This window comes from Variovorax sp. 05N34 (assembly GCF_056397405.1).
In genome coordinates this window covers 383476-405039 of record NZ_JBFTNI010000005.1, presented here as the reverse complement: position 1 = coordinate 405039, position 21564 = coordinate 383476, and the positions used below count along the sequence as shown (strand labels likewise).

General features: G+C 65.9%; 19 protein-coding genes. 5 read left to right on the top strand and 14 right to left on the bottom strand.

Features of this window, described 5'->3' with window-relative positions; genetic code table 11:
- Nucleotides 1-18 precede the first annotated feature (18 nt).
- Nucleotides 19-1107, bottom strand: coding sequence for an alanine racemase (gene alr / locus AC1DMA_RS16550; RefSeq protein WP_478128520.1), 1089 nt, complete (start codon nucleotides 1105-1107; stop codon nucleotides 19-21).
- A gap of 170 nt (nucleotides 1108-1277) precedes the next feature.
- Here alr and lplT point away from each other — a divergent pair, with 170 nt between their 5' ends.
- The 3 genes from lplT to AC1DMA_RS16535 are packed head-to-tail and all read left to right on the top strand — an operon-like array spanning nucleotide 1278 to nucleotide 3986.
- Entirely contained in the window at nucleotides 1278-2582 is a 1305-nt protein-coding gene (gene lplT, locus AC1DMA_RS16545; protein WP_478128519.1) for a lysophospholipid transporter LplT, read from the top strand.
- Between the two features lie 19 nt (nucleotides 2583-2601).
- Nucleotides 2602-3504 carry a DMT family transporter gene (locus AC1DMA_RS16540; RefSeq protein ID WP_478144872.1) on the top strand — a complete coding sequence of 301 codons (903 nt, stop codon included), beginning with the start codon at nucleotides 2602-2604 and terminating at the stop codon, nucleotides 3502-3504.
- Entirely contained in the window at nucleotides 3501-3986 is a 486-nt protein-coding gene (locus AC1DMA_RS16535) for a glutathione peroxidase (protein ID WP_478128517.1), read from the top strand. Before AC1DMA_RS16540 ends, AC1DMA_RS16535 begins: the two co-directional genes overlap by 4 nt.
- Nucleotides 3987-4010: 24 nt before the next feature.
- Here the strand turns inward: AC1DMA_RS16535 and AC1DMA_RS16530 are convergent, their stop codons facing one another.
- From AC1DMA_RS16530 to AC1DMA_RS16500, 7 genes are all read right to left on the bottom strand, one after another.
- Nucleotides 4011-4424, bottom strand: a complete 414-nt coding sequence (locus AC1DMA_RS16530; RefSeq protein ID WP_478128516.1) for a carboxypeptidase regulatory-like domain-containing protein — start codon at nucleotides 4422-4424, stop codon at nucleotides 4011-4013.
- An 86-nt stretch (nucleotides 4425-4510) separates the two neighbouring features.
- The gene (glcF, locus tag AC1DMA_RS16525) at nucleotides 4511-5749 is read right to left on the bottom strand and encodes a glycolate oxidase subunit GlcF (protein WP_478144871.1); all 1239 of its coding nucleotides are present in this window, start codon (nucleotides 5747-5749) and stop codon (nucleotides 4511-4513) included.
- A gap of 41 nt (nucleotides 5750-5790) precedes the next feature.
- The gene (gene glcE, locus AC1DMA_RS16520) at nucleotides 5791-6897 is read right to left on the bottom strand and encodes a glycolate oxidase subunit GlcE (protein WP_478128514.1); all 1107 of its coding nucleotides are present in this window, start codon (nucleotides 6895-6897) and stop codon (nucleotides 5791-5793) included.
- A 25-nt stretch (nucleotides 6898-6922) separates the two neighbouring features.
- Nucleotides 6923-7843, bottom strand: coding sequence for an SMP-30/gluconolactonase/LRE family protein (locus AC1DMA_RS16515; RefSeq protein ID WP_478144870.1), 921 nt, complete (start codon nucleotides 7841-7843; stop codon nucleotides 6923-6925).
- Between the two features lie 209 nt (nucleotides 7844-8052).
- The gene (locus tag AC1DMA_RS16510; RefSeq protein WP_478128512.1) at nucleotides 8053-9585 is read right to left on the bottom strand and encodes an ammonium transporter; all 1533 of its coding nucleotides are present in this window, start codon (nucleotides 9583-9585) and stop codon (nucleotides 8053-8055) included.
- Nucleotides 9586-9612: 27 nt separating this feature from the next.
- A complete protein-coding gene (gene glnK, locus AC1DMA_RS16505) occupies nucleotides 9613-9951 on the bottom strand; it encodes a P-II family nitrogen regulator (RefSeq protein WP_162565354.1) in 339 nt (112 codons plus the stop codon).
- Nucleotides 9952-10007: 56 nt separating this feature from the next.
- Nucleotides 10008-10880 carry a TorF family putative porin gene (locus AC1DMA_RS16500; protein WP_478128579.1) on the bottom strand — a complete coding sequence of 291 codons (873 nt, stop codon included), beginning with the start codon at nucleotides 10878-10880 and terminating at the stop codon, nucleotides 10008-10010.
- Nucleotides 10881-11044: 164 nt separating this feature from the next.
- On the opposite strand from AC1DMA_RS16500, the gene AC1DMA_RS16495 reads away from it, so the two are divergent.
- Together AC1DMA_RS16495 and AC1DMA_RS16490 are read left to right on the top strand one after the other, a co-directional pair.
- Nucleotides 11045-12580: a YifB family Mg chelatase-like AAA ATPase gene (locus AC1DMA_RS16495; protein WP_478144869.1), complete on the top strand. Its 1536-nt coding sequence runs from the start codon at nucleotides 11045-11047 to the stop codon at nucleotides 12578-12580.
- A gap of 54 nt (nucleotides 12581-12634) precedes the next feature.
- On the top strand, nucleotides 12635-13312 hold the full coding sequence (locus AC1DMA_RS16490) for a hypothetical protein (protein ID WP_478144868.1): 678 nt from the start codon (nucleotides 12635-12637) through the stop codon (nucleotides 13310-13312).
- Between the two features lie 4 nt (nucleotides 13313-13316).
- On the opposite strand, the gene AC1DMA_RS16485 is transcribed toward AC1DMA_RS16490, so the two are convergent.
- The 6 genes from AC1DMA_RS16485 to AC1DMA_RS16460 are packed head-to-tail and all read right to left on the bottom strand — an operon-like array spanning nucleotide 13317 to nucleotide 21045.
- Nucleotides 13317-14501: a fumarylacetoacetate hydrolase family protein gene (locus AC1DMA_RS16485; protein ID WP_478144867.1), complete on the bottom strand. Its 1185-nt coding sequence runs from the start codon at nucleotides 14499-14501 to the stop codon at nucleotides 13317-13319.
- 40 nt (nucleotides 14502-14541) lie between these two features.
- Nucleotides 14542-18261, bottom strand: a complete 3720-nt coding sequence (locus AC1DMA_RS16480; RefSeq protein ID WP_478144866.1) for a molybdopterin cofactor-binding domain-containing protein — start codon at nucleotides 18259-18261, stop codon at nucleotides 14542-14544.
- On the bottom strand, nucleotides 18258-18737 hold the full coding sequence (locus AC1DMA_RS16475; RefSeq protein WP_478144865.1) for a (2Fe-2S)-binding protein: 480 nt from the start codon (nucleotides 18735-18737) through the stop codon (nucleotides 18258-18260). The genes AC1DMA_RS16480 and AC1DMA_RS16475 overlap by 4 nt, the downstream gene beginning before the upstream one ends.
- Nucleotides 18734-19465, bottom strand: coding sequence for a nicotinamidase (locus AC1DMA_RS16470; RefSeq protein ID WP_478144942.1), 732 nt, complete (start codon nucleotides 19463-19465; stop codon nucleotides 18734-18736). The genes AC1DMA_RS16475 and AC1DMA_RS16470 overlap by 4 nt, the downstream gene beginning before the upstream one ends.
- 45 nt (nucleotides 19466-19510) lie before the next feature.
- Nucleotides 19511-20245 (bottom strand): ABC transporter ATP-binding protein, encoded by a 735-nt coding sequence (locus tag AC1DMA_RS16465; RefSeq protein ID WP_478144864.1) that lies wholly within the window; start codon nucleotides 20243-20245, stop codon nucleotides 19511-19513.
- Nucleotides 20242-21045 carry an ABC transporter ATP-binding protein gene (locus tag AC1DMA_RS16460; protein ID WP_478144863.1) on the bottom strand — a complete coding sequence of 268 codons (804 nt, stop codon included), beginning with the start codon at nucleotides 21043-21045 and terminating at the stop codon, nucleotides 20242-20244. The genes AC1DMA_RS16465 and AC1DMA_RS16460 overlap by 4 nt, the downstream gene beginning before the upstream one ends.
- Nucleotides 21046-21564 lie beyond the last annotated feature (519 nt).

Genomic DNA, 21564 nt, shown 5'->3' with positions numbered 1-21564 from the left:
TCTGAATTGGCCGGTCGGTCAGTCGACCACGACCGGCACGCGCGGAGCGATCGCGCACATGAGCTCATAGCCCACGGTATGGCCGGCCTGCGCGACCTCGTCGATCGACAACATCGCCCCGCCCGAGGCGCGGCCCCACAAGGTGACTTCGCTGCCGAAGGCCGCTGCGGGCACGGGCGTGAGGTCGATGGTCGCCATGTCCATGCTGACGCGTCCCACCATCCGGGTGCGCACGCCATTGACCAACACCGGCGTGCCGGTGCCGCAATGACGCGGATAGCCGTCGCCATAGCCGACCGCCGCCACGCCGATGCGCATCGGGCCTTCGGCTGTGAACCTGGAACCGTACCCCACGCTGTCGCCGGCCTCCAGCGTCTGCACAGAAATGAGTTCAGTCGACAAGGTCATCGTCGGCTGCAACTGCCAGTGCTCAATGTCGTGCTCGGGAAAATCCGGCGCACTGCCGTACAGCATGATGCCGGCGCGGACCCAATCGGCGCGTGTGCTGGGCGCATGGCGGAGGGTGGCGGCGCTGTTGGCGATCGAACGCTCGCCGGGCAGGTCCCGCGTGGCGCGCTCGAAGGCCTCCATCTGGTGGCCGATGCCGCGCTCGGCGTCCGCGTCGCTGAAGTGCGTTATCAGCGATATCTCGTCCACCTGCGGCAGCGCGTTCAGGCGCGTCCATGCCGAACGGAAGCGATCCGGCGGGAAGCCCAGGCGATTCATGCCTGAATTCATCTTCAGGAAGACCCGGTGCGGCACCTGTGTCTTGTGGGCCGCGAGCCAGTCGATCTGCGCATCGCAATGCACCACGTGCCAGAGGTCGAGCCTGGAACAAAGCTCGAGATCGCGCGCATCGAAGACGCCTTCGAGCAGCAGCACCGGGCCTCGCCAGCCCAAGGCACGCACGCGCTCGGCCTCCGCCAGATCGAGCAGCGCAAACCCGTCGGCGCCGCGAAACGCCTCGAAGACACGCTCGATGCCGTGTCCGTAGGCGTTGGCTTTGACGACGGCCCAGACGCGCGAGTCGAGCGCCGCACGGCGAGCCCGGTCGAGGTTGTGCTGCAGGGCGGAAAGATGAACAGTGGCAAGGATCGGACGCGGCACGATAAAAACCCTGAAAAAGCAGAAAACACTCACAAAAATGTGCCCGGCGCTACGGGGACATCGCGCCATTTTGACATCGCACCCCCATGCTATAACCGCGCAGCCGCCGCTGAAGCGGCCCCTCTTCCACTATCGCCGGACCACTTTTGTTACCGGCCAGTCAGCCATCGATGAAGCGCGGTTTCTATACGATCATGTCGGCCCAGTTTTTTTCGTCGCTGGCCGACAACGCGCTCTTTGTCGCTGCCGTCGAACTCATGCGAAGCAGCGGCGCGCCCGAATGGCAGCGCGCCGCACTGGTCCCCATCTTCACCGTCTTCTATGTAGCGCTCGCGCCGCTCGTGGGTGCCTTTGCGGACGCCTTGCCCAAAGGCAAGGTCATGTTCATCAGCAATGCGATCAAGGTGGTCGGCTGCGTGACGATGCTGTTCGGCTCGCATCCGCTTTTTGCCTACGCGATTGTCGGGCTCGGGGCGGCTGCGTACTCGCCGGCCAAGTACGGCATCTTGACTGAGCTTCTTCCGGCTTCGCAGCTGGTGAAGGCCAATGGATGGATCGAAGGCTTGACCATCGCATCGATCATCCTGGGTATCGTGCTCGGCGGTCAGCTGGTGAGCCATGCGCTGGCCAGCCACTTGCTGGCGCTGGACTTCCCCTTCATCGACACCGGCGTCAACACGCCGCCCGAAGCCGCGATCGCGACGCTGATCGTGGTCTACGTGGTGGCCGCATGGTTCAACACCCGCATTCCGGACACCGGGGTCGAGATGCGGCCGCTGCGGGCCAATCCGCAGCATGGCGTCCTGCGCAACATGGCCGCGCTGCTGCCCGACTTCTGGCACTGCAATTCGCGTCTCTGGCGTGACAAGCTCGGCCAGATCTCACTGGCGACCACCACCCTGTTCTGGGGCGCGGGCGGCAATCTCAAGTACATCGTGCTGGCCTGGGCCTCGCTGGCGCTCGGCTACAACACGGCGCAGGCGTCGTCGCTGACGGGTGTGGTGGCCATCGGCACCGCCGTCGGCGCGATCGTCGCTTCGGTGCGCATGCGGCTCGACATGGCGACGCGCGTGATCCCGATGGGCATCGGCATGGGCGTGCTGGTCATCGGCATGAACTTCATCGGCAACATCTGGCTGGCCGTGCCCTTCCTCATCTTGCTGGGCGGCCTGGGCGGCTTTCTGGTGGTGCCCATGAATGCGCTGCTGCAGCATCGCGGCCACAACCTGATGGGCGCCGGCCGTTCGATCGCCGTGCAGAACTTCAACGAGCAGTCCTGCATCCTGGTCCTCGGCGCCTTCTACAGCGCCTGCACGGGCATCGGCATGTCGGCCTATTCGGCCATTACCGCCTTCGGCGTCGTGGTGGCGGGCTTCATGTGGCTGATCAAGCGCTGGCACCAGAACAATCTCCGCCGCTACCCGGAGGAAGTCGAGCACCTCCTCGCCATCGCACGCAGCGACAAGCATCACTGAGCGCGGGTCCGGAACAGCCTTGCCCGCTATTGCGCTGATCTTCAACGCCTTCGTCTGGGGCGTCTCGTGGTTTCCGTTTCGGCAGATCGAAAGCCACGGAGTCCATCCGGTGTGGGCCACCTTCCTGATCTATGCCGCGATCACGGCCGTGATGGCACTGCTGCGTCGCAGCATGTGGCACGCCTTTGCGCGCTTTCCCTCGCTCGTGCTGCTGGGCTTGGCGGCGGGCTTCACCAACGTCGGCTTCAACTGGGCGGTGACCCAGGGCGACGTAGTGCGCGTGGTGCTGCTGTTCTATCTGATGCCGCTGTGGATCGTGCTGCTGGCGTGGATCTTCCTCGGCGAGCGGCCGACGGCATCGGCACTAGCCCGGGTGGCGCTCGCGCTCATCGGCGTGGCAGTGGTGCTCAAGACGCCGGAGACCGACTGGCCGGTGCCCTCCAGCCTGCCTGACTGGCTCGCTGTCGCGGCGGGATTCGGCTTTGCCGTGACCAACATCCTGCTGCGCCGCCTGCGTGCCGCACCGGGCGAGTCGCGCGCGCTGGCCATGTTCGGCGGCTGCGCACTGGCAGCCGGCCTGACGGCCGTTGCAGGCACCATCGTGGGAGCGATGCCGGCGCCTGCGCTCGGCGGTTCCGGCTTGTGGGCCTGGGCGCTGGTGCTGGGCTGCGGATTCGTGTTCGCCAACGTCTGCCTGCAATACGGCGCCGCGCGCCTTGCGGCCAACGCGACCTCGGTGCTCATGCTGTCCGAAGTGCTGTTTGCGAGCGTGTCCTCCGTTGCGCTCGGTGCGGCGACTCTCGACCAGCGGATCTGGATCGGCGGCGCACTCATCGTGCTCGCGGCGGTGTGGTCGGCGTTTGCGCGAAATCCGGTCGCCGACGATGATCGTCCCACTGTTTTCCGGAAGGACATGCCATGACCAGCGTCTATGACTTCGAAGCCCGCCAGATCGACGGCAAGCCGGTGTCGCTCGCAAGCTTCAAGGGCAAGGTACTGCTGATCGTCAACACGGCCAGCCAGTGCGGCTTCACGCCGCAGTTCGCAGGGCTTGAGGCGCTGTACGAGAAATATGCGGCAAAGGGCCTGGCGGTGCTGGGGTTCCCATCCAATCAGTTCGGCCATCAGGACCCGGGCACCAACGAGGAAATTGGCGCCTTCTGCACGAAGAACTACGGCGTGAGCTTTCCGATGATGGAAAAGATCGACGTCAAGGGACCGGACGCGGCGCCGCTCTACAAGTGGCTCGTCAAGGAAGCCCCGGGACTCCTCGGCAGCACGGCCATCAAATGGAACTTCACCAAGTTCCTGATCGGCAAGGACGGGCAAGTGATCCGGCGCTATGCGCCGCTGGACAAGCCCGAGTCGATCACGCGCGACATCGAGGCCGCGCTGGCGGCGTGACGCGCGCAAAGAGCACGTGCGGGGTCAGAACCGAAAATCGGCCGTCTTCGACCCGTTGCCGCCGAGCGTCACGACCTGCGTCTTGGTGACGCCCTCGCTCTCGGCCTCGACGGTATAGCGCCCGGCCGGAAGGTCCACCAGGCAGATGGGCCCGGTGGCGCGCATCGCCAGCGCCGTTGTGCCGCCGGCATCCTTGACCGTCACAGCCACGTCCGCCAGATAGGCACCGTTGGACCGAGCAAACAGCAGCGACAACGGATGGTCTTTCATCGACGCCCGGAGCGCGACGGATTCGTCCGAGCCGACGCCGCCGCACACATATTTCGCGCCACCATCTTCGGTGACGTGAGCGGCGGACTGGGCTTGCACCACCCATGGCACGAGTGCGCACACACATACGGCGGCGCCGCGCGCAAGATTCCGGAAAGAGGCAGCCATCACATCACTCCCGTCATGAACATCCGGGAATGCTCGCGGCACAACGTCTGCGCCAGGGTCGGACCAAACCCCCTGTCGCTGTCCGATCAGGGTGCCGATGCGGGAGCGAGCGCTTCGTCGAGCAGTTCGACCCAATGCCGCACGGGCACTTCGCTGCCGCTTTGCAGATGGGTGATGCACCCGATGTTGGCCGACACGATAGTCGTCGGCTGCAACTGGTTGAGGTGACCGAGCTTTCGGTCGCGCAGCGGATAGGCCAAGTCCGGCTGCAGGACCGAATAGGTGCCCGCCGATCCGCAGCAGAGGTGCGCCTCGGCCTGCGCAACCTGAATGTCGAAACCCAGGATGCGCAGGTTCTTCTCGACCCCGCCGCGCAGCTTCTGCCCGTGCTGCAGCGTGCAGGGCGGGTGGTAGGCGACCACGCCCGATGGCGCGCGGACGCGCGGCTTCAATGTCTCGACCATGTCCGGCAGCAGTTCGCTCAAGTCGCGTGTGAGGGCGCTGATGCGTTCAGCCTTTGCCGCGTAGGCCGCATCGTCCTTCAGCATGTGGCCGTATTCGCGCACTGTCACGCCGCAGCCCGATGCGTTCATGACGATCGCCTCGACCTCGCCACTGTCGACCTGCGGCCACCACGCGTCGATGTTCGCGCGCATCTGGGCCTTGCCGCCCTCATGGTCGTTGAGGTGAAACTTGACGGCACCGCAGCAACCCGCCGAGGGCGCCACCACCGCCTGGATGCCGGCGGCATCGAGCACGCGCGCCGTCGCGCTGTTGATGTTGGGCGACATCGAAGGCTGCACGCAGCCGGCGAGCATCAGCATCTTGCGCGCGTGGGCGCGCGCAGGCCACGCACCGGCCGGTTGCGGCGCTGGCACCTTGGCCTTGAGCTTGGCAGGCAAGAGGCCGCGCACCGACTGGCCGAGCTTCATCGCAGGCGCGAAGAGCGGTGACGGCAACGCTTCCTTCAGCGTCCAGCGCACGGCGCTTTCGAATGCGGGCCGCGGCACCTTCTCGTCGACGATCTTTCGGCCGATGTCGACCAGATGGCCATACTGCACGCCGCTCGGGCAGGTGGTTTCGCAGTTGCGGCAGGTCAAGCAACGATCGAGGTGCAGTTGCGTGCTGCGCGTCGGGGCCTTGCCTTCGAGCACTTGCTTGATGAGGTAGATGCGCCCGCGCGGCCCGTCGAGTTCGTCGCCGAGCAACTGGTAGGTCGGACAGGTGGCCGTGCAGAAGCCGCAGTGCACGCACTTGCGCAGGATCGCTTCGGCTTCGCGGCCTTCGGGAGTGCCCTGGAATTCGGGTGCGAGTTCGGTTTGCATGCTGGTGCGTGCGTGTACGTGTCAGTGCATGGGGTTGCGCATCAATGCGCGGGATAGAGCCGGCCACGATGGAACACGGCGTGCGGGTCGAACTCCTGCATCAGTGCGCGATGAATGCGCTCGACCGGAGCGCTCAACGCGTCGAACTTGTCGAGCACGCGCTGGCTGTGTGCGTCCGAAGCCCTGAACAACGTCGCATGGCCGCCGGCTGCACGCGCGGCAGCTCGCAGCCGCGGGCGCTGGTCCGGCGGCGCGAGATACCACCGCTGGCCGCCGTGCCATTCGATCAGCGGCGTGCCGTCCACTTGGAGCACTGGCGCGGTCTGCGGCACCGATATCCGCCAGAGGTCGTTCGCACCCTGCGCCGAGGCGAACCACGGATGCGTCTGATCGCGCAGAGAATCCCAGCCGGCGCCCGTGCGTGCGTTGTCCTGTCGCTCACCGCCGAGGTGCACGCACGCGGCCTCCACCGCCGCCGCCGCGCCGCGCAAGCGCAGCGACAACACGCCCGCGCCGTCGCGTTCACGCCAGACGCTGGCGTTCAGCGGCAGCGGACGGCCACCCCATTCGTTCAGCAATCGCATCGCATCGGCCTGGCTGCATTCGAAATCGAGCGTTGCCTCGGCCGGCGCCAGCGGCAGCACCTTCAGGCTTACCTCGGCGATGAGGCCGAGCACGCCCAGCGAACCGGCAAGCACGCGGGAGACGTCGTATCCCGCAACGTTCTTCATGACCTGTCCGCCAAAGGTGAGGACCTCGCCGCGACCATTGACGATCGTGGCGCCGAGCACGTAATCCCGCACCGAGCCGACGCTCGCGCGCGCAGGCCCGCTGAGTCCGGCAGCCACCATGCCGCCCACCGTGCCGCCGGCACCGAAGCGCGGCGGCTCGAAAGGCAGGCACTGGCCTTGCGCCGCCAAAGCGGCTTCGAGCTCGACGAGCGGCGTTCCGGCGCGCGCCGTGACCACCAATTCGCTGGGCTCGTAGCTCGTGATGCCCGCGAGTCCTCCAGTGAGCAGCGGTTCGCCCTGCGGCATCTCGCCGTAGAAGTCCTTGGTTCCGTGGCCGCGGATGCAGAGAAACGTGCCGTCGGCGGCGCTCGCGGCGGCGCGTATGCGCTCGGTGATCGGGCAGAGGGCTGGATCCATGCGGGCGATCGTACCGCCGGCGCAATCACTCTTCGAAAAACTGGACCGGCAGCCCCGGCGTCGCAACGCGAATCGACAGCACATGCCCCGACGCGGGCCGCTTTTCGAGCTCCGCCGCCGGCCTGCCGCGTCGCGCCGTGGTCACGAACAGCGTGCGCAGGTCGTCCCCGCCGAAGCAGGGCATGGTCGGGCATTGGACGGGCGTGGGCAATGACAACACGCGCTCACCCGCGGGCGAGAAACGCAGCAACTGGCCGCCCTCGAACATGGCGACCCAGTAGTGCCCTTCGGCGTCGATCGTCGCTCCGTCAGGCCGGCCCTCGTAGCGCACGGGCGACTCCGGCGTCCAGCCATCGGGCTTGTCGGCGAACTGCTGGAACACGCGAGGATGCGTCATGGTGTTGGCGCGCGCGGCCCAATTCCACGCACGCACGCAGTGCGCCGCGGTATCGGCCCAATACAGCGTGGCGCCATCGGGCGAGAAGGCCAGCCCGTTCGCCGTGGTCGCTTCGTTGGCCATCTGCCTGAGCGTCGGCGCGCGGCCGGCGCGTGCGTCGAGGCAATAGAGCGCCGCGTTGGGCCGGTCCTTGGCCTCATTGAGCGTGCCGGCCCAAAAGCGACCCAGCGGATCGCACTTGCCGTCGTTGAAGCGCATCGTGCGAACGTCGTGGTCGGCACCGGCGATGGCCTGCAGCGTGCCGCCCCATTCGCGCGCGCGATAGACGCCGTCGCGCAGCGCAATCACCAGCCCGCCGCGCCGCGCCGGCGCCATGCAGCCGGGCTCGGTCGGCATGTCCCATCGCTCGACCTTCGGATCGGCGATGTCGCCGCGCGTGCGCAGAACGGCGCGGCCGGGGATGTCCAGCCAATAGAGCGATCGTTCCGCCGGATGCCAGAAGGGCGATTCGCCGAGCTGGCTCAAGCTCTCATTCAGTGTGGTCCACATCTAAAAAATTATGCTCGCCCCAAAAATTATGCTCGCCCCCAGGCTCGCGCACTTCGTGTCGCTCTCCACCCCCTGCCGGGGGCAACACCAGCGGCCCGGCGAAGCCGGTTCCGCGGTGTTTCTGGTGGGGGCCCCGCTTCGCTGGGCTTTTTTTTTGCGCAAAAAAAGGCCCGCGTTAGCGGGCCTAATATCCAGAGGAGACGCTTGGGTTAACGGTTGTAGGCGGTTTCGCCGTGGGCGGAGATGTCCAGGCCTTCGCGTTCTTCTTCTTCGGTGACGCGCAGGCCGATGGTGAGGTCGGCGATCTTGAAGGCGATGAAGGCGACGACGGCAGACCAGACGACGGTCAGCAGGACGGCTTTGAGCTGGATCCAAAATTGGGCGCCGATGCCGTTGGAGATGACGCTGGCGGTGACCCAGTCGCCGACGAGGCCAGGGCCGCCGAGCGCTTGGGTGTTGAACACGCCGGTGAGCAGTGCGCCGACGATGCCGCCGACACCGTGCACGCCGAAGACGTCGAGCGAGTCGTCCGCGCCGAGCAGTCTCTTGAGACCGTTGACGCCCCACAGGCAGGCGAAGCCGGCAATGAAGCCGATGATGATCGCGCCCATCAGGCCGACGTTGCCGGCGGCGGGGGTGATGGCCACGAGGCCGGCGACGGCGCCCGATGCGGCACCCAGCATGGAAGCCTTGCCACGCATCAGCGCTTCACCGATGCACCATGCCAGCACGGCGGCGGAGGTCGCGGAGAAGGTGTTCATGAAGGCGAGCACGGCGCTGGTGCCTGCCTCGAGCGCGGAGCCGGCGTTGAAGCCGAACCAGCCCACCCACAGCAGCGAAGCACCGACCATCGTCAGCGTCAGCGAATGCGGCGTGAACGATTCCTTGCCGTAGCCGATGCGCTTGCCGACCAGGAAGGCGCCGACGAGGCCGGCGACGGCCGCGTTGATGTGCACCACCGTGCCGCCCGCGAAGTCGAGTGCGCCCCACTGCCAGATCAAACCGGCCTTGGCGTTCATCGCGTCGACCACTTCCTTGCTCGAGTAAGCGTCAGGACCCATCCAGAACCAGACCATGTGCGCGATCGGCGCATAGCTGAAGGTGAACCAGATCGCCATGAAGAGCAGCACGGCCGAGAACTTGATGCGTTCGGCGAAGGCGCCGACGATCAGGCAGCAGGTGATGCCGGCGAAGGTTGCCTGGAAGGCGGCGAACAGCAGCTCGGGGATGTACACGCCCTTGCTGAAGGTCGCGCCGGGCGCGAACACGCCGGTCGACGCATCGAAGATGCCCCTCATGAAGAGCCGGTCGAATCCGCCGATGAATGAATTGCCTTCGGTGAATGCCAGGCTGTAGCCGTAGATCAGCCACAGCACCACGATCATCGAGAAGGTGACCATCACCTGCATCAGCACCGACAGCATGTTCTTGCTGCGGACGAGGCCGCCGTAGAACAGCGCCAGGCCGGGGATCGTCATCATGATCACCAGCAGCGTGGAGACGAGCATCCAGGCGGTGTCGCCCTTGTTGAAGGAAGGCGCGGGTGCAGCAGCGGGCGTTGCTGCAGCGGCGTCGGCCGGTGCTGCGGCAGCAGCGGCTGCGGCAGGTGCTGCTGCGGTGGCGGCAGCGGCCGGGGCGCTCGCCTCTGCAGCGGGCGCTGCCGGCGGCGTCTGCGCGAAGCCGGAGGTGCCGGCGGCAAGCACGCTCAGGCCGAGCGCGAGTGAAACAAGGAATTTCTTCATTTCGGTATGTCTTTCATGCCTTGTAGTTCAGAGCGCTTCGCGGCCCGTTTCGCCGGTGCGAATGCGGACGACTTGCTCCAGGTCGTACACAAAAACCTTGCCGTCGCCGATCTTGCCGGTGCGTGCGGCGGACTCGACCGCCTCGATCACTCGCTCGACGAGTTCGTCGGCCACGGCGGCCTCGATCTTGACCTTGGGCAGGAAGTCGACCACGTACTCCGCGCCGCGATACAGCTCCGTGTGGCCCTTCTGCCGACCGAAGCCCTTGACCTCGGTGACGGTGATCCCTTGCACGCCGATGGCCGAGAGCGCTTCGCGCACTTCGTCGAGCTTGAAGGGTTTGATGATGGCTGTGACCAGCTTCATGATGTTTCTCCTGATGGATGGAAGCGGCGCGGCCATGGGTGCCGCGCCTGCGGCAGCTACAGCGTCTTGGTGAGCATGACGATGAATCGGGTGACGTTCGGCGAGAAGGTGGTCTGGCCGATGGGTCCGAAGGCAGTCCCGGTGGGGATCCCTGGACTGGCAACCAGGTTGAAGGCGCTCTGGTTGTTGCCCCCCTGCACCGAGCCGGCCAACGCCAAGCCGCTGCCGAAGTCGTAGGAAACGCCTACGTTGTAGTCAAGGTAGTCCTTGTAGCCCAGGCTCTTGATGTCGCTGGTGAAGAAGGTGTAGCCAACGGCCGTCTTGAAGGTCAGCTTCGGGAAGATCTCCTTCGAGTAGGAGAGATTCAAGTAGCTGGTGTTCTGGCCATCGAGCCCCGAGCCGCCCTGGCTGCCGGCGTAGTTGAAGTAGTCGCTCGATACGGTCCACGAATACTTGCCCGCGAAGGTGCCGATGCGCTCGTCGGTCCAGCTTGCGCCGCCGTAGATTTCAGTCGTGTTGCCCGCGGTGTTGCCGGGGTAGTAGTACTGGTAGACGCCCACGTCCCAGTCGATCGGGCCGCCCTTGAATTTGTAGCCGCCGTAGAAGTCCATCTCGATCGAGTTGCCCGGCAGCCAGTTCACGCTGGAGTTCCAGTTGCCGACGTAGAAGCCGCTTTCTCCAAAGGCGTAGTCCAGGCCGCCTTGAATGGCGGGCTTGAACCAGCTGGTCTTGGCGAAGCCGTTGTGCCCGATGGTGTCCTGATCCTGGCCGCGGAACTTGTAGTTCGTGGTCAGCGAAATATTGCCCGTGAGATTCGGGGCTGGAGCTGCCGCCGGCGCTGCACTTGCGTCGGTGGCTTGCGCGCTCGCAAGCATCGGCAAGACAGCGAGTGCGCCCAAAGCCAGGATTCGGACGGGTTTACGGTGCATCATCGAAAGACTCCTCGGAGTTGTTTTTGAAAGTGGTGATCAACCACCTCAAAGCAGGGAGCGTGCCAAGCGCAACAAGGCCTGCCTTACAAGGGCCGGCGCGGCATGTACGTCGTTTCATACAAGAAAGGGATGGGTGCACCATCCTGGGGATAGGGAGTGTCATGAGTCTTTGTTTGGTGCAAAGCCGCGCGCTGTTGGGCCTGGAAGCCGCCAGCGTCACGGTTGAGGTGCATCTGGCCAATGGTTTGCCCAGCTTCACGCTGGTCGGTCTGGTCGACGTCGAAGTGAGGGAAGCGCGCGAACGCGTGCGGTCGGCCATCCAGAATGCCGGCCTCGAGTTCCCCAATAACAAGCGGATCACGGTCAACCTCGCGCCTGCGGATCTGCCGAAGGATTCCGGGCGCTTCGATCTGCCGATCGCCCTTGGCATCCTCGCGGCGAGCGGCCAGATCGAGGCCGCGCGACTGGTGGGGCATGAGTTCGCGGGCGAGCTCTCGCTTTCGGGGCAGTTGCGTCCCGTGCGTGGTGCGCTCGCCATGTCGCTGGCGCTGCATACGCGCGGCATCGCCACCCGGCTGGTGCTGCCGACCGACAGCGCACAGGAAGCCGCGCTGGTGCCCGGCGCGGAGGTCTATGGCGCGCGGCATCTGCTCGATGTGGTCCAGCAGTTTCTGCCGCCGGACAGCGTTCCGCCCGAAGCCGGGGACGACGGCTGGGCCCGCGTTCTGCCGGTGCCTGGCAGAACCGCTGTGGCTCATTCCGATCTGGCCGATGTGAAGGGACACGCCGGCGCCAAGCGCGCACTGGAAATCGCCGCTGCTGGCAATCACAGCCTCTTGATGGTGGGGCCGCCCGGCTCAGGCAAGTCAATGCTGGCGCAGCGTTTCGCCGGGCTGCTGCCTGCCATGAGCGTCGACGAAGCGCTCGAAAGTGCCGCCGTCGCCAGTCTGGGTGGCCGGTTCGCAGTCGACCGCTGGATGTGCCGGCCGACGTCCAGCCCGCATCACACGGCGAGCGCCGTCGCCATGGTGGGCGGCGGATCGCCGCCGCGGCCCGGCGAGATTTCGCTGGCGCATCACGGTGTCCTTTTTCTCGATGAATTTCCGGAATTCACACGGCCCGCGTTGGAGGCGCTCCGCGAACCGCTGGAGACCGGGACCATCACGATCGCACGTGCGGCGCGGCGCGCCGAGTTCCCCGCGAAGTTCCAGTTGATCGCGGCGATGAACCCCTGCCCCTGCGGCTATCTGGGATCGACGCTGAAAGCCTGCCGCTGTACGCCGGACCAGGTTTCGCGCTACCAGGGCAAGCTCAGCGGACCCTTGCTCGACCGCATCGATCTTCACATCGAAGTGCCTGCAGTGTCCGCGCAGCAACTGCTGGAGGCTCCCGCCGGCGAAGCGACTGGCGCCATTCGCGAGCGCGCGGTTCGCGCTCGCGAACTTGCAGTAAAGCGACAAGGAAAGACCAACCATGCGTTGCAGGGCGCAGAGATCGACCAGCACGCTTCGTTGGCAGCCGACGCGTTGAAGTTCATGCACACAGCGGCGGCCAAGCTGGGCTGGTCGGCGCGCAGCACACATCGCGCATTGAAGGTGGCCCGCACCATCGCGGACCTGGCGGAAACCGGTGAAGTCCAGGTGGGCCACGTCGCCGAAGCGGTGCAATACCGGCGCGCGTTGCGCACTGCGACTTGATTTGCCGGTGTGGTTGAATCCGCACCCTAAATCAAGAATTTCGCAGGGAGAGGTATGAAAAAAGTGCTGAGCATTGCGTGCGCGGCCGCGCTGGGTTGCGGCTGTGCGATTCGTCCCAATGAGGGTCCCGGGTCGCGCTACGGGGCCGACTACGTGCCCAACGTTCATCCCATATCGACCGACGTCGCGGCCTTCGACAAGGACGTCGCGCACTGCAGGCTAAGTGCGGTGAACGTGCCGTTCAAGATGGACCGGCACGACGATGCGCTGGCAGCCATCGACGTCGGCACGGTCGGCCTGGGCTGGGCCGCCGGCTGGGGCGTTCTTCCCGGCGGCGGCGCGCTGCTGGGACTGGCGGGCCTGCATTACGTCGCGTACATGCCCGAGCGCGTCGATTGGTGGTCGCGCCAGGAAACCATGCTGATGAACTGCATGGCCGAGAAGGGCTACGTCAACGCGGACCCGACCGTGAACGTCACCTGGGCACCTCGCCCACCGTCGACGCGAAAGCCGCCGCCCCGTGCGACGGGACGGGACACCTACAACGTCGAAGCCCTGGCCAAGGATCGAAACTGCGCAGCGGTTCCGTTTGCCTCGCTGCAGGAAAAGGGCCCCGGCTTCGAGCTTCACGCAGTGCCGTGCAGCGATGGAGAGGTGATGGTGGTGCGCTGCGAGTTCGGCAACTGCGCGAGCGAGAGCGATGCCATGCAGAACGCGACGAGCATTGAATAGTCGGTCAAAGAAGTCCGCGCCCCCCGAGGTTGCGCATCAGCGCGCCGATCCCGAAGGTCCAGCGTGCGGCATCTTCGGAATACACGACGCGGTTCTCCAGCGCGCCGAGTTCAGGCGCCGAAATCGTGACGCGGTCGCCCACCACATGCGTGAATCCCTGGCCTGGGCCATGGCGGTCCTGCGTGGGCGCGAACATGGTGCCGAGAAAGAGCATCAGGCCGTCCGGATAGGCATGGTGCGGCCCGATCGCCTGTGACACGAGGTCCAGCGGATCGCGGCTGATCTTCGAGAGCGAACTCGATCCTTCGAGCGTGAAGCCTTCCGGCCCGAGCACTCGCAGCGCGACAGTGATGCGGCGCACGTCTTCGATGCCGAAGTGTTCATCGAAGAGCCGGATGAAAGGCCCAATCGCGCAAGAAGCGTTGTTGTCCTTTGCCTTGCCAAGCAGCAGTGCGCTTCGGCCTTCGAAGTCGCGCAGGTTGACGTCGTTGCCGAGCGCCGCACCGAGCGTCTGTCCGCGGCTGTTGACGGCCAGCACCACCTCGGGCTCGGGGTTGTTCCAGATCGATCCCGAATGAATGCCCACGTCGGCGCCGGTTCCGACCGCCGACATCACCGGCGCCTTGGTGAAGATCTCGGCGTCGGGGCCGATTCCGACCTCCAGGTACTGCGACCACGCGCCCTGTGCAATGAGCACGTCCTTGACCTTGGCTGCTTGCGGCGATCCGGGCACGATGCCGGCGAGGTTGTCTCCGAGCACGCCGCCGAGCGCCGCGCGGATGGATTCCGCCTTCGACGCATCGCCGCGCGATTGCTCTTCGATGACGCGTTCGAGCAGGCTCGCGATGAAGGTGACGCCGCTGGCCTTGACTGCCTGCAGATCGCACGGTGCGAGCATCCAGGGATGCAGGGTGTCGCGTTGCGACTCGTCGCTGTTGGCCAAGGTCGGCTCCAGTGCAGCCACGCGCGGCAGGCGTTCGTCACGCAACCCCTGGCGCACCGCGCCCACCGGGTCATCGAGTTCGAGCAATTGGCTGGCAGTCGCGGCGATGCGCGAGAGGTCGTGCAGTCCGCCCTCGTGCAGGGCAACGAGCACCGGACCGACGTCGGGCAGCCAGATGCGGCCGATCAGCGTGGCGCGCTCGGCATCCTGAGGCAATGATTGATCTGGCGAAAGCGACGAGGTCATGCAGAAGTCTCCTTTTTGATTTGCAGATCGTACGGGACTGTCAGCGCGCTTTGTCGGTACCGCTCGCGCGGACGCGGGCAATCGCCTGCGGCAGGTCCTTCCATGCCGGCTCTTGCGGCGCGAAACGCGCGCGCATGTAACTGGACAGTTCGGCGATTTGCGCATCGTCGAGCGCATCGCCGAACGCGGGCATGAAGCCGATGTCTCGTGATGCCGGCTCTCGCACGCCATCCAGAATCGTGCGCAGGAGATTGTCCGGCCGGGCGCTCGTGAGATTGCTGTTCAGCGCCAGGGGCGTGTTGACGCCGAGCAGCGTCGGTCCGTCGCCGTCGTGATGGCAGGCCGCGCAAGCGCCGTCGAACAAGCGTTGACCGCTGCCCAGCAGGCGGCCCTGTCGGGCGGCAGCGTCGGCCACCACGCGCTTCGCCTGCGCTGCGGTTGCTTCATTGGATGTGTCGGGGTTGAAGGACGCAAGGTACGTGGCCATCGCGCGGATGTCCCCGTCCGGCACTGCTGCGAGTTCGCGCACGACTTCCGCCATCGGACCGCCTGCAATGCCGTGGTTCTTTGCGTGACCATGGCGGAGGTAGCTGTAGAGCGATTCGGCGTTCCATGGAACGGCGGATGTAGATACTGAAGTCAGCGCCGGCGCTTCCCAGCCGTCGACCATGGCGCCCGACAGAAACGCGGTGCCGCCCTGCTCCGCGCCCAGTGCGTTGCGCGGCGTGTGGCAGGCGCCGCAGTGGCCCAGCCCATTGACGAGGTAGGCGCCGCGATTCCAATCCGCGCTTTGCGAAGCAACGGGTTGCATCGGCGAAGTATCGTGGAACAGCGCATTCCACCCCGCCATGAGCGGCCGCGCGCCGAAGGGGAATTTGAGGTCCGCTTTCGGTGTTTCGGCGCTGACCGGCGTCAAAGACATGAAATACGCGTAGAGCGCCTGCAGATCGTCGTCGCTGGTCTTCGCGAACGCCGTGTACGGAAACGCCGGATAAAGATGATGTCCGTCGCGCGAAATGCCTTCACGCATCGCACGCTGGAAGGCGCTGAACGACCAGCGGCCAAGCCCTGTCTCGGCATCGGGCGTGAGATTGGTGGTGTAGATCGTGCCGAAGGGCGTTTGCATCGGTCGCCCGCCGGCATTGGGCTTGCCGCCGGTTGCCGTGTGGCAAACCGCGCAGTCGCCCAGTGCTGCAAGCGTGCGGCCGCGCTCGATTGTCGATTCGCTGTAAGCCGGTGCGCTGAAAGACACCGGCGCGATGGCGGAGCGCCAGCCCATGGAACCCGCGATGACCCCTATACCGCCGACGACCAGCGCGGCGAGTCCGGCCCACAGACCTCTGCGACGAGGCCACGGCGCGTCAGCAGGCGGCTCGCGAACCGGCTCGACACGCCTCGGCTGCGGACCATCGCCCTCGCCCGCTGGCGTCGGCGCCGCGAGTGGATTCAACGCCGCAAGCACCACCTCCGGTGTGAACGGCGGTGACCGGAAGCGAACGCCCGTCGCGTCGAAGATCGCGTTGGCAATCGCCGCCGTTCCCGGCACCGAAGACGATTCGCCCGCGCCGAGCGGCGGCTCTCCGGGGCGCTGCATATGCATCACCTCGATGACCGGGACCTCGCGGAAGTTGATGATCGGATAGCCGCCCCACTCGCGGCTCGCGACCACGCCTGAAGGCCGCACGCCCGGGAGCGTTGCTGCATCCGGCGCTCGCTGCGGCGCGAACTGCACCCGCTCCTTCAGCGCGCGGCTCGTCGTCTGGATCACGTTGCCATGAATCTGGTGTTCGACGCCCGCCGGGTTGACCATGAGGCCGGCGTCATGCCCCACCACGACACGGCGCACGTGCACCTCGCCGGTCTTTCGGTTGACCTCCACGTCCGCAACCCAGGCGGACCATGCGGCGCCGAAGCCCGGCCACTTGCTGTGCACGTAACGCGCATAGGCAAAGCCCTGCCCAAAAAGAATGTCGCCGCCCGGTCCCAGCCCGCCATCGGCGTTCTCTTGCGGGCCGGTGCGCATGCGCCAGCCTGCCTTCTGTGCCGTCTCGCGCACGAGGTCCGCGGCGCGCGGGTCGTGCAGATGGCGCAGGCGGAAGGCGACGGGGTCAAGGCCCGCGGCCGTCGCGAGTTCGTCGACGTAGGACTCGTGCGCAAACGAACTCGGCAACGCGGACACCCCGCGCAGCCATGAAGCCCGAAGGATGGGCGCCATGTCGTTGACCTTGACGCGCAGGTTTGCGTAGGCATAGGGCGGGCGCGCGGTGCGGTCGCCCATCTCGAAGGCTTGGGCGACAGGTTCGATGGTGCGCGTCAACAGCAGCGCCAGCGTCGGCGCACCGTTCGATGGATACGAGGTCTCGAAATCGTAAGCCGCAACATTGCCGTCAGCGTCGAGCCCGCCGCGGATCTGCATCAACTGCGCTGCGCCCTTGGGCTCCCACGCATGCTCCTGTTCGCGCGTGAGTTGCACGCGCACGGGCGCGCCCACTGCGCGCGCCAACAGCGCCGCGTCGGCCGCCACGTCGTCGGCGCAATTGCGTCCGTAGCAACCCGCCGCTTCCATCCGGACGACATCGACCGCCAGATCGTCGAGGCCCATCAGCTTTGCAAGATCGGCGCGCAGAACGTGCGGGTTTTGCGAACCGGCCCACACGCGCAGCTTGTAGCCGTCATCGCCCTCGGGCTCCCACTGGGCGACTGCGCACGAGGGCCCGATCGACGCGTGCATCTGATAGGGCCACACGTAGGTGCGCGGCATCGGATCCGCGGCGCTCGCGAGTGCACGGTCCACGTCGCCTTCGTCGACCAGCACGCGCTGGGTCGAAGGGTTATTGCGCAATGCCCCTTCCACATCGCTGAGCGCGGGCAGGCCGGGCCATGCTTTCCAGGTCACGCGCAGTTCACGCAGGGCCTGCTCGGCATGCTCTTCGCGTTCCGCAACCACGCCGACGAAGTCGCGAATGACGACCACGCCGCGGATTCCGGTGATGTGGGCGATCGACGATTCATCGACCGATTCGAGCGTATTGCCGATGAAGTCACCATGGTCCGCCCCCGCATACGGAGGGCGCACGACACGGCCGTGCAGCATGCCCGGCACGCGCATGTCATGCACGAAGACGAGTTCGCCAGTGAGCTTGGCAGGGATATCGACGCGCGGAATGCGGCTGCCGACGATGCGGTAGTCGGCAGGGTCCTTCAAGCGGGACGCGGGATCAAGCTGTAGCACCGTGCGCCCGCCGGCGACCAGTTCGCCGAAGCCGAGACTGAAGGCGAGATCGTCTCCGGCATGCACTCGGCCATCGCGCACCTTCAGCAGCGACGGCTGCACGCCGAGTTGCTCCGATGCCTGTGCGACGAGCCATGCGCGCGCCTGCGCCGACGCGCGGCGAAGCGGCTCGGCATGGATCTGTATCGACGCGCTCGCGATGGTCGCGCCCTGGTTGGGCGCCCTGGCGGTGTCGCCCAGCACCATGCGGACCTGCGCCAACGGCACGTCGAGCTCTTCCGCGACGATCTGCGACAGCGCGGTCTGGATGCCGGTGCCCAGGTCGACGTGGCCGTTCAGTGCCGTGACGCTGCCGTCGTCCCAGATCGCGACCAACACCTCCGGCCCCTCGGCCGGGTTGCCTGCGATGAGCGCGGGCTGCCCCTTTGCCGGGGGTGGCGCCGGCGGCGTGTCGCGCACGACGACGAGCACGCCGTCGGCACGGAGGAAATCGCTGCGCGTGCGGGGCTGGTCGGCGCGCCGAGTCACGAAGCCGCGTCCCTCGCCATCAACAGTGCCGCGCGCTGCACGGCCGCCACGATCTCCACGTGCGTGCCGCAACGGCAGAGATTGCCGGACAGCTCGCTGCGGATTCGAGCCTCGCTCGGGTTCGGCTCACGGGCGAGCAATGCTGCTGCCTGCATCACCATGCCGCTCAGGCAATAGCCGCATTGCGCCGCCTGTGCGTCTTCGAAGCCCTGCTGGACGGGGTGCCATCGATCACGCGAGCCGAGGCCTTCGAGCGTGGTGATGGCGCGGCCCGCCACGCCGTGCGCCGGAATCACGCACGAACGCGCGGCCACGCCGTCCACCCACACCGTGCAGGCACCGCATTGCCCGAGGCCGCAGCCGTACTTGGGACCGTTCAGGCCCAGGTCGTTGCGCAATACGTGCAGGAGCGTCGCCTCGCGCGGCGCGGTGAGTTCGACGCTGCGTCCGTTGACCGTGAGGCGGGTCGGTGTCACACGCTTTCGATATCGGAAGATTGAATGCGCTTGACGCCCTTGGCGGTCATCTGCTTCCATGCGGCGGCGAGCGAGCCGTTGAGGTCGATGGCGCGCGTCGCATCCTCGATCACGTAGACATCGAAGCCTGCCTTGCGCGCATCCATCGCCGTCCAGGCCACGCAGAAGTCCGTCGCGAGCCCGGTGACGAACACTGTCTTCACGCCACGTGCCTTCAGGTAGCCGCCAAGCCCGGTCGCCGTCTTGTGATCGGCTTCCTCGAACGCGGAGTAGCTGTCCATGTCCTTGTGAAAGCCCTTGCGGATGATGATCTGCGCCGTGGGCAGCTTCAGGTCCTTGTTGAGCGCGGCATCGTCCGTCCCCTGCACGCAGTGGTCCGGCCAAAGCACTTGCGTGCCGTAGCTCAGCTTGGTCGTCTCGAACGGCTTCTTGCCCGCGTAGGTGCTCGCAAAGGAGGCATGGCCCGGCGTGTGCCAATCCTGCGTGACGACGATGTTGTCGAAGGATCCGGCGAGCTTATTGATGATCGGCACGACCTCGGCACCACCCTTGACTGGCAAGGTTCCGCCATCGATGAAGCAGTTCTGAACGTCCACGACGATCAGCGCCGCGTTGGATCCCGGCTTGATCTTCGAAGCCGCGAAGAGCGGCGCCGAGGCACCCAGCCCGCCGATCAGGCCGAAGGCGGCTGCGGACTTCAAGAGAGTTCTGCGTTGCGTGAAATGCATGGTCGTCATGGTCTTCACTCCTCGTGGTTGAAAAAAAATCGATGCTCAGACACTCAGATATGCGCGGCGTACTTCGTCGTTGGTGGCCAGGTCCGCCATCGTCGATTGATAGCGGATCTGCCCCTTCTCCAGCACGTACGCACGGTCGGACACCAGCTCCGCGAAGTGCATGTTCTGCTCCGACAAGAGGATGCTCACGCCCTGCCCTTTGAGCTCCAGGATCATGTTGGCCATCTGCTCGACGATCACCGGCGCAACGCCCTCGGACGGTTCGTCGAGCAGCACGAGATATGGATTGCCCATCAATGTGCGTGCCACGGTCAGCATCTGCTGCTCGCCACCGCTCATGCGGCCGCCGGGGCGATGGGGCATTTCGCCAAGATTCGGAAAGAGCTTGAAGAGCCGCTCGGGGGTCCATAGCGGCGCATCGGTGCCATCGCTCCAGCGACGTGCGTCCTGCTTGCCGACCTCCAGGTTCTCCATCACGCTGAGATCGGTGAACACGCGCCGGTCCTCCGGCACGAAACCCAGGCCCAGCCGCGCGGCCTGATGCGGCTCGCTCTTGGAGATGTCATGGCCGAGAAAGCGCACAGCGCCCCGCCGTTTGCCGAGCATTCCGATGAGCGCCTTCAGCGTGGTCGACTTGCCCGCGCCGTTGCGCCCCATGAGTGCCACCACTTCGCCGCGCCGCACTTCGAGGTCGACGTCGTAGAGGATCTGCGCAGCGCCGTACCAGGCGCACAGTGCCTTGGCTTCGAGCAATACCTCGTGCGAACTCATGCGCTCTCTCCCACTGCTGCGTTCACCGCCGCCGCCTTTTCCGCGATCTTCTCGAAAGTCTTGCCGCTGCCGAAATACACCTCCTGCACCTTCGGATGGTCACGGATCTCCAGCGGCTTGCCTTGCGCGATCAGCCGCCCGCGCGCGAGGACGATCATTCGATCGGCATACGCGAAGACGACGTCCATGCTGTGCTCGGTGAAGAGCACCGCCATGCCGCGATCGACGACCAATTGCTTCGTCAGCGCCATCAGCGAGTTGCGTTCCTTGGGGGCCATGCCGGCGGTGGGCTCGTCCATGAGCAGGAGCTTGGGACGGTTGGCCATCGCGATCGCGAGTTCGACGCGTTTGACGTCGCCATAGGCGAGCACGCTGCAGGGGCGGTCGGCTTGCGCCTTCATGCCGACCTGGTCGAGCAATTCGATCGCTTCGTCGCGCTTGTGGTCGGCTGCGCGGCGCCACGTCGTTAAGAGTTTGTGGTCATTGGAGAGCAAGGCCATCTGCACGTTTTCGGCCACGGTGAGTGAGGCGAAGGTTTCGGCGATCTGGAAGGTGCGGCCTACGCCCATGCGCCAGATCTCTCTAGGCTTGCGGCCTACGAGTTCTTCGCCGTCGAGGAGGATGGAGCCGCGGTCTGCCTTGAGTTGGCCGTTGACCATGTTGAAGGTGGTGGACTTGCCTGCGCCGTTGGGGCCGATGAGGGCCAGGAGCTCGCCGGGGGGGAGGGTGAAGGTGATGCCGTCTACGGCTTTTACGCCGCCGAAGGACTTGCCTAGGTCTTGGACTTTTAGGAGGGTCATGGGGTGTTGTGCTTGGTGGCGCTGTTGGCCGGGACTCGCCCCGGCGGGCGACTTCCTTTCTTTTGGGTCGCCAAAAGAAAGTAAGCAAAGAAAAGGCGACCCTGCTGTGGGCGTCCCTYCGCTGCGCTACGGGCAACCTGCGGTGCTCGCTTTTCGTGGGGTCCGCGCAAACTCGCTGCGCTCAAACACGCGCGGCCCTGATCCACGAAAAGCTCCGCTCCTCGGCACCCACAGAAGGGAGTGCTCGGGCCGTCGCTTCGCTCGGCCTGTTGAATACCAACAGCCAAACCAAAAACACAAGGACGCGCCACGGCGCGTTCTGCCTTGGCATTGGTATTGGTATCGGTATTCGTGTCCGGGTCCCCTCTGTGCGTGCCGAGGAGCGCAGCTTCAGGCGGACAAGGGCTGCGCGTGTTTGAGCGCAGCGAGTTTCGCGCGGACCCCGCCTGAAGCGAGCACCGCAGGTTGCCCGAAGCGAAGCGCAGGGACACGCACAGTGGGGTCGCCTTTTCTTTGCTT

Excerpts from the sequence above, each read along its gene's own strand:
- AC1DMA_RS16535 (WP_478128517.1), top strand. The coding sequence starts at position 3,501 with ATGACCAGCGTCTATGACTTCGAAGCCCGCCAGATCGACGGCAAGCCG.
- AC1DMA_RS16495 (WP_478144869.1), top strand. The coding sequence starts at position 11,045 with ATGAGTCTTTGTTTGGTGCAAAGCCGCGCGCTGTTGGGCCTGGAAGCC.
- AC1DMA_RS16530 (WP_478128516.1), bottom strand. The coding sequence starts at position 4,424 with ATGGCTGCCTCTTTCCGGAATCTTGCGCGCGGCGCCGCCGTATGTGTG.
- AC1DMA_RS16460 (WP_478144863.1), bottom strand. The coding sequence starts at position 21,045 with ATGACCCTCCTAAAAGTCCAAGACCTAGGCAAGTCCTTCGGCGGCGTA.
- glnK (WP_162565354.1), bottom strand. The coding sequence starts at position 9,951 with ATGAAGCTGGTCACAGCCATCATCAAACCCTTCAAGCTCGACGAAGTG.
- AC1DMA_RS16510 (WP_478128512.1), bottom strand. The coding sequence starts at position 9,585 with ATGAAGAAATTCCTTGTTTCACTCGCGCTCGGCCTGAGCGTGCTTGCC.
- AC1DMA_RS16500 (WP_478128579.1), bottom strand. The coding sequence starts at position 10,880 with ATGCACCGTAAACCCGTCCGAATCCTGGCTTTGGGCGCACTCGCTGTC.
- glcE (WP_478128514.1), bottom strand. The coding sequence starts at position 6,897 with ATGGATCCAGCCCTCTGCCCGATCACCGAGCGCATACGCGCCGCCGCG.
- AC1DMA_RS16490 (WP_478144868.1), top strand. The coding sequence starts at position 12,635 with ATGAAAAAAGTGCTGAGCATTGCGTGCGCGGCCGCGCTGGGTTGCGGC.
- AC1DMA_RS16515 (WP_478144870.1), bottom strand. The coding sequence starts at position 7,843 with ATGTGGACCACACTGAATGAGAGCTTGAGCCAGCTCGGCGAATCGCCC.
- AC1DMA_RS16485 (WP_478144867.1), bottom strand. The coding sequence starts at position 14,501 with ATGACCTCGTCGCTTTCGCCAGATCAATCATTGCCTCAGGATGCCGAG.
- AC1DMA_RS16465 (WP_478144864.1), bottom strand. The coding sequence starts at position 20,245 with ATGAGTTCGCACGAGGTATTGCTCGAAGCCAAGGCACTGTGCGCCTGG.
- lplT (WP_478128519.1), top strand. The coding sequence starts at position 1,278 with ATGAAGCGCGGTTTCTATACGATCATGTCGGCCCAGTTTTTTTCGTCG.
- glcF (WP_478144871.1), bottom strand. The coding sequence starts at position 5,749 with ATGCAAACCGAACTCGCACCCGAATTCCAGGGCACTCCCGAAGGCCGC.
- AC1DMA_RS16470 (WP_478144942.1), bottom strand. The coding sequence starts at position 19,465 with ATGCATTTCACGCAACGCAGAACTCTCTTGAAGTCCGCAGCCGCCTTC.